Below are 6,167 nucleotides of genomic sequence, written 5' to 3' on the forward strand. Positions count from 1 at the left end.
TATGTTGATTATAACTTCCGTCATTTTTGTTAACTGTAACTTCAGTTGAACGCACCGCGGGGTTGACGATCGTCGCCGCACCCGGCCGGGCGACCAGGTAGCCCTCGGCGACCAGCTGGTCGTACGCCTCCACCACGACCTTGCGGGTCACGTCGAGGTCGGCCGCCAGGGCGCGGGTCGACGGCACGGCGGCGCCGGCGGTGAGCCGGCCGGAGCGGATCGCCTCGCGCAGCCGCTCCTCGACCTGTACGCGCAGCCCACGTGGCCGCCCCCGGTCGATGTCGAGCAGGATCTCCGGCGCACTGGTACCCATAACCGGACTCTAACCGGACCCGGTAACGGGTCAGCTTCGGATCTACGGTCGATGCATGACTGAACAGATCGTCGTCGCCAACGGCGTGGAGCTCTGCGTCGAGACCTTCGGCTCACCGGCCGACCCGGCCGTCCTGCTCATCCACGGCGCCTGCGCATCCATGCTCTGGTGGGAGACCGAGTTGTGCGAGCGGCTCGCCGCCCGCGGCCGGTACGTGATCCGCTACGACAACCGGGACACCGGCCGGTCGATCAGCTACCCGCCGGGCGCGCCGGGGTACACGATGACCGACCTGGCCCGCGACGCGGTCGGGATCCTCGACGTGCTGGGCGTGCACCGCGCGCACATCGTGGGCCGCTCGATGAGCGGCGGGATCGCGCTCATCCTCGGTGTCGATCACCCCGACCGGGTGGCCTCGCTGACCTTCGTCGCGACGACGACCGGTGACGACGACCTGCCGCCGCCGGTAGCCGAGTTCCCGCCCTACGCGGAGAACGCCGACTACGTCGTCGAGTCGCTGCGGGCGTACGCGGGCGACTCACCCTTCTTCGACGCCGAGGCCGTTCGTACGCTGGCCGAGCAGGACATCGCCCGCACCCGCGACCTGACCGCCGCGCTGACCAACCACTTCAGCATGCACATCGACGGCCCGGCCGGCGGCGGCTTCGGCGACCTGACCGCACCGGTTCTCGTCGTGCACGGTGACCGCGACCCGATGTATCCGCTGGCGCACGGCGCCGCGCTGCATGCCGCCGTCCCGGGATCGCGGTTCCTCGTGCTCGAGGGCGCCGGTCACGACGTGCCCCGGCCGCTCTGGGACGTGTTCGTCGACGCCCTCACCACCCATACGGAGAAGTGATGCGCTCGGCGGTGTTCCTGCCCTTGTTCAACGAGCTGGCCGACCCGCGCGTCGCCGTGCGGCTCGCGGCGGACGCGGAGGAGGCGGGCTGGGACGGCGTCTTCGTCTGGGACCACGTGATCTGGCGGGCGCCGGTCGAGGAGGTGGCCGACCCGTGGGTGACCCTGGCGGCGATGGCGACGGTGACTAGCCGGATCCGGCTGGGCCCGATGGTGACGCCGCTGGCCCGCCGCCGGCCGGTCAAGGTCGCCCGGGAGACCGCGACTCTCGATCAGCTCAGCGGCGGGCGGCTCACGCTCGGCGTGGGCCTGGGCAGTGACCGCTTCGGCAACGAGTGGGCCAAGACGGCGGAGGAGCTCGACGATCGGAAGCGGGCCGGCATGCTGGACGAGTCCCTCGACGTCCTCCGGGCGGCCTGGTCGGGCGAGGTCGTGCATCATCACGGCCGGCACTACACCGTCGACGGCGTCCGCTTCCTGCCGCGACCGGTGCAGCGTCCGGGCGTACCCGTCTGGGCGGCCGGCTTTCCCGGCAACCGCGCACCGCTGCGGCGGGCCGCCCGGCTCGACGGCTTCTTCCCGGTCAACCTCACCCGTCCCGACCAGCTCGCGCAGGTCAGCGCCGCCTTGCGCGAGCTGCGCGGCGACAATCCGGCGCCGTTCGACATCGCGGTCGAGATCCCGGCCGGCGCCGACCCCGGTCCGTGGGCGGCCGCCGGCGCGACGTGGTGGCTGGCCGAGATCGAGCCAGGTACGCCCGCCGATGCCGTCCGCGGCCTGGTCCGCGACGGCCCGGCCCGATGATCCAACCGCCGGCAATCACCGGTGCGGGAAGGCCTCCGCGACCGCCGCCATGTCGGCGTCGCCGTGTCCCGCGTTCTCCGCCTCGACGAACAGGGCGCGCACCGCCTCGAAGAGCGAAGTCGGGAAGGAGGCGCGCTCCGCCTCGTCGATCATCAGGTCGGTGTCCTTGATGACGCCCTCCACCGCGAACGAGGTCGTGTAGTCGCCGGCCAGGATCGCCTTGCCCTTGAGCTGCGCGTAGGGAGCGCCGGTCGGCCCGCCGTCGATGGCCTCGAGATAGAGCCGCGGGTCGACGCCGAGCGCCTCGGCGAACCGCACGGACTGCGCGATGGCGGCCATCATCGAGGCGACCCACGAGTTGCAGACCAGCTTCAGCGCACTGGCCTTGCCGATCTCGTCGCCGGCCCGCACGACCCGCGCGCCGATCGCGTCGAACACCGGCTCGCACTGCTTGATCAGGCCCGGGTTGCCGGCGGCCAGCACGATCAGCGCGCCGTCCTCGGCCGGCTTCTTCGTGCCCAGCACCGGCGCGTCCACGATCGCGGCGACGCCGTCGGCGACCTCGGTCATGCCCGCGACGCCGAGGGTTCCGGCCTGGATCCAGACCGCGCCGGGCGCGAGCGCCGTGGTCAGCTCGGCCTTGACCGCGAGGGTCGCGGCCGCGTCGAAGAGCACGGTGAGTACGGCGTCCGCGCCGGTGACCGCCTCGGTGACGGTCGCGGCGGCGACGGCCCCGGTGGAGGTGAGCTCCTCGGCCTTGGCGGCGGTCCGGTTCCAGACGGCGACGTCGTGTCCGGCCCGCCGCAGCGACTTGACCATCCCGGCGCCCATCACACCGGCTCCCAGCACGGCAACACGCATCGGTGCACTTCCTCTCGTCGGCTTCCCGTCCAGTGAACTCCCCCACTTCAGTTGACGTTCGGTTGGCACCTGCTAATAATAGTTGGCATGAGCAAGGACGAGCTGACCGGTGACGCGCTCGTGCTGGTGCTGAGCACGCTGGCCAGCCCGCACCGGCTGCGGGTGCTGGCCGCGCTGGCCGGCGGTCGCGCGTACGTCTCGCAGCTGGCACGCGACCTCGGTCTCAGTCGCGCGCTGCTGCAGGTGCACCTGAAGAAGCTCGAGAAGGCGGGCCTGGTGACCGCCCACCTCGAGTTGTCCGACGACGGCAAGGCGCTGAAGTTCTACCAGTCCGCGCCCTTCTCGCTGCTGCTCACTCCCGAGGTGGTCGCCGCCGCGGCGGCCACCCTGACCACCGATGCGAAGGACTGAATGATGGACATCGCCTCCGTTTTCCTGATCGTGGCCGGCGCGCTGATCATCTCGGTGGTCTGGCTGTTCAGCACCCGCAGCCGGGCCGCCGAGCAGCGGCGCTACGCCGACCTGGCCGAGCGCACCGACCGCACGCTGAGCGAGGTGCACGAGCAGCTGGCCGAGCTGTCCCGGCGCACCGCCGAGGTCGAACGCATCCTCAAGGACGCCGAGTGAGACACGTGCCCAACGCGATCACCGCGGTGCGGACGGTCGTGGCCGTCGGGCTGGCGGTGGCCGCTCTCGCTCAGCACAGCCCGGGGCTGCTGATCGCCGCCTACGCCACCTACTGGGCCGGGGACATCGCCGACGGCGCCGCCGCCCGGGCGCTCGGGCAGGAGACGCGGGCCGGCGCGGTCTTCGACATCGTGGCCGACCGCGCGTGCACCGCCACGTGCGCGGCCGCGCTGATGGTCCTGCGCCCGGAGACGGCGCTGCCGGTCGGCATCTTCCTGTTCCAGTTCATGGTCGTCGACCAGCTGCTGAGCCTCGCGTTCCTGCGCTGGCCGTTGCTCAGCCCCAACCACTTCGGCCGGGTCGACCGCCGGATCTGGTGGTGGAACTGGTCACCGCCGGCCAAGGCGCTCAACACCGCCGCGCTGATCGTCCTCGTCGTGCTCAGCCCGTCGCCGCTGCCGCCGCTCGCGTTCGCCCTGGCGGTCACCGCGGTGAAGACCGCGTCGCTGGTCTCGGTGTCCCGCCTGACCGCGCCGATCCTGGCCTTCGGCCCGCGATGATCGCGATCCTGGCGGCCGCGGCCGTCGGGATCGTCTCCGCCGTCCTGCCGATCGCCCCGGTCGAGCCGTATCTGATCGCCGCCACGGCGACCGGCCAGGGCAACCCCATCACCCTCGGCCTCGCCGCCGCTCTGGGCCAGGCCGCCGGGAAGCTGGTCCTCTTCCTCGCCGCGCGCGGCGCGCTGCGATCCGCGTGGCTGCAACGAAAATTGGCCGGGGTACGACGAGCGGGCCGGCACCGCCGCCCGCCACCCGACCGGCCGTGGCCCGCCGCCGGCCTGCTCGCCGTCAGCGCGATCACCGGCTTCCCGCCCCTGCTGGCCACCACCGTCTACTTCGGATCGACACGGATGCGGCCCCAGGTCTTCGCCGCGATCTGCTTCGCCGGCCGGGCGATCCGCTTCGTCGCGGTCGCCTACGCCCCAGCACTGGCCGGACCGGCGCCGGCCTGACCCGTGCCGACCCGACCCGTGCTGGCCCGCGGCACGAAGCGCGGATTCGGCGTCCACACCGGGTCGGCGAACTCCTTGCCGTCGATGGCCTCCAGCAGCAGCTGCGCCGCGAGCCGGCCGTCGTCGAACGGGTGCTGGGTCACAGTGGACAGTGCCGGATGCAGGTACTGCGAGACCGTGATGTCGTCCCAGCCGACGATCGAGATGTCCTCCGGCACGCGCAGGCCGCGAGAGTGGATGACGCTCATCCCGGCGATCGCCATCAGGTCGTTGGCGTAGACGATCGCGGTCGGCTGCGGGTCGCCCTCCAGCAGCCTGGTGGTGGCCTCCCGGCCGCCGCCCGCGGTGTAGTCGCTCGCGACCCAGGCCGAGTCCGGCAGCCCGTGCCGGCGCAGGTGCTTCTGATATTGCTCGCGGCGCACCTTGGCGGCGTCGTTCACCTGCGGGCCGGCCACATGAGCGATCCGGGTGTGCCCGCGCTCGGCCAGGTGCGCGACCACGTCGGCGATGGCCTGCGTCTCGTCGTAGACCAACACCGGCATGCCGGCCTGCTCCGGCGGCCGGCCCAGGCTGACGTACGCCAGGCCCGCCTCCCGGACCAGCCCGAACCGCGGGTCGTCCGCGCGCAGGTCGGCGATCACCATGCCGTCGACCCGGCCGTCGAGGGCCAGCCGCCGGTACGCGACGGCCTCCGCCTCCGCCGAGTCGACGACCTCGGTGACCAGCGAATACTGCGACGTTGACAGCACGCTCTGCAGGCCGGCCATGAGGCTCGTGAAGTACTGGTCACTGGCCAGCGCCTCGGGCGACGTCTGGAAGACCAGGCCGATCGCGTACGCCCGCGAGGCCGACAACGCCCGCGCGCGCATACTCGGGGTCCAGCCCATCGCCTGCGCGGTCTCGACGATGTGGGCGCGCGTCGACTCCTTGACCCCGGGCCGGTCGTTCAGCGCGTACGAGACCAGGGTCTTGCTGACTCCGGCAGCGCGAGCCACGTCGCTGATCCGGACGGCCTGCCGTCGACCCGGCGCTTCGCTCATGACCTTCGCTTTCTTTACAGTTCCGACGATGGTACGCCGGGATGTTCCGGCGCCCAGCCCAGGAAATCACGCGCCCGGCTGGTGTCGACCGGCGCCGCGTTCCCGGGAAAATGCGGCTGATCGGCGGGCAGCAGCTCGGCGGTCGGCTTGTCGGCGAAGGTCGTCTCCGCCGCCACGAGGAGCACGTGAGCACCCTCGTACTCGACGGTCAACCCGAGCCGGAACGCCTCGGCCGCGTCCCGCGAGTCCATCCACACGAATCCGCCGCCGGCGCTGACCGCCAGCTCCGACTGATACCAGCGGCGCATCTCGTCGTGCCGGTCCGGCGGCACGACCAGCGGCAGCCGCAGCGCCACCCCCGACGCGCCGAACCGCCGGCACACCGCGCGCAGCGTGTTCTCGTCGGTCTGCTTCGCCATCGAGTACGGGTCGGCGATGTCGGCCGGGGTGTCCTCGGTGATCGGGTAGCGCACCGGCGGCCGATGCGGGTTGAGCGAGAGCCCGGTGGCGTGGGCGCTGCTGGCGATCGCGAAGCGGCGTACGCCGTGCTCGGCCGCGGTCCACAGCACGACGAAGGTGGCGGTCGTGTTGTTCACGAAGATCTCGGTGGCCGGCTCGTGGTCGGGGTCGGCGATGGCGGCCAGGTGCGCCA

10 protein-coding genes are annotated in these 6,167 nt (G+C 72.0%); 6 read left to right on the forward strand and 4 right to left on the reverse strand.

Going from position 1 to position 6,167, the window contains the following annotated elements; genetic code table 11:
* A partial coding sequence (locus AB0M20_RS21830; RefSeq protein ID WP_364300825.1) for a GntR family transcriptional regulator occupies positions 1 to 313 on the reverse strand: 313 nt, incomplete at its 3' end.
* 55 nt (positions 314 to 368) lie between these two features.
* On the opposite strand from AB0M20_RS21830, the gene AB0M20_RS21835 reads away from it, so the two are divergent.
* Positions 369 to 1,172: an alpha/beta hydrolase gene (locus AB0M20_RS21835; RefSeq protein ID WP_364300827.1), complete on the forward strand. Its 804-nt coding sequence runs from the start codon at positions 369 to 371 to the stop codon at positions 1,170 to 1,172.
* Complete coding sequence (locus tag AB0M20_RS21840) at positions 1,172 to 1,975, forward strand: LLM class flavin-dependent oxidoreductase (RefSeq protein WP_364300829.1); 804 nt, start codon at positions 1,172 to 1,174, stop codon at positions 1,973 to 1,975. Before AB0M20_RS21835 ends, AB0M20_RS21840 begins: the two co-directional genes overlap by 1 nt.
* A gap of 15 nt (positions 1,976 to 1,990) precedes the next feature.
* On the opposite strand, the gene AB0M20_RS21845 is transcribed toward AB0M20_RS21840, so the two are convergent.
* The gene (locus AB0M20_RS21845; RefSeq protein WP_364300831.1) at positions 1,991 to 2,836 is read right to left on the reverse strand and encodes an NAD(P)-dependent oxidoreductase; all 846 of its coding nucleotides are present in this window, start codon (positions 2,834 to 2,836) and stop codon (positions 1,991 to 1,993) included.
* 87 nt (positions 2,837 to 2,923) lie between these two features.
* On the opposite strand from AB0M20_RS21845, the gene AB0M20_RS21850 reads away from it, so the two are divergent.
* The 4 genes from AB0M20_RS21850 to AB0M20_RS21865 are packed head-to-tail and all read left to right on the forward strand — an operon-like array spanning position 2,924 to position 4,475.
* A complete protein-coding gene (locus tag AB0M20_RS21850) occupies positions 2,924 to 3,247 on the forward strand; it encodes a winged helix-turn-helix domain-containing protein (protein ID WP_364300833.1) in 324 nt (107 codons plus the stop codon).
* A 3-nt stretch (positions 3,248 to 3,250) separates the two neighbouring features.
* Entirely contained in the window at positions 3,251 to 3,463 is a 213-nt protein-coding gene (locus AB0M20_RS21855; protein WP_364300835.1) for a hypothetical protein, read from the forward strand.
* A complete protein-coding gene (locus AB0M20_RS21860) occupies positions 3,460 to 4,023 on the forward strand; it encodes a CDP-alcohol phosphatidyltransferase family protein (protein WP_364300838.1) in 564 nt (187 codons plus the stop codon). Before AB0M20_RS21855 ends, AB0M20_RS21860 begins: the two co-directional genes overlap by 4 nt.
* Positions 4,020 to 4,475, forward strand: coding sequence for a hypothetical protein (locus AB0M20_RS21865; protein WP_364300840.1), 456 nt, complete (start codon positions 4,020 to 4,022; stop codon positions 4,473 to 4,475). Before AB0M20_RS21860 ends, AB0M20_RS21865 begins: the two co-directional genes overlap by 4 nt.
* Here the strand turns inward: AB0M20_RS21865 and AB0M20_RS21870 are convergent.
* A complete protein-coding gene (locus AB0M20_RS21870; protein ID WP_364300842.1) occupies positions 4,439 to 5,515 on the reverse strand; it encodes a LacI family DNA-binding transcriptional regulator in 1,077 nt (358 codons plus the stop codon). The genes AB0M20_RS21865 and AB0M20_RS21870 overlap by 37 nt on opposite strands.
* A gap of 14 nt (positions 5,516 to 5,529) precedes the next feature.
* Positions 5,530 to 6,167 (reverse strand): NAD(P)-dependent oxidoreductase (locus AB0M20_RS21875; protein WP_364300844.1); only part of this gene is annotated, 638 nt, incomplete at its 5' end.

This window comes from Actinoplanes sp. NPDC051633, assembly GCF_040681735.1.
In the GTDB taxonomy this organism is placed as follows: Bacteria; Actinomycetota; Actinomycetes; order Mycobacteriales; family Micromonosporaceae; genus Actinoplanes.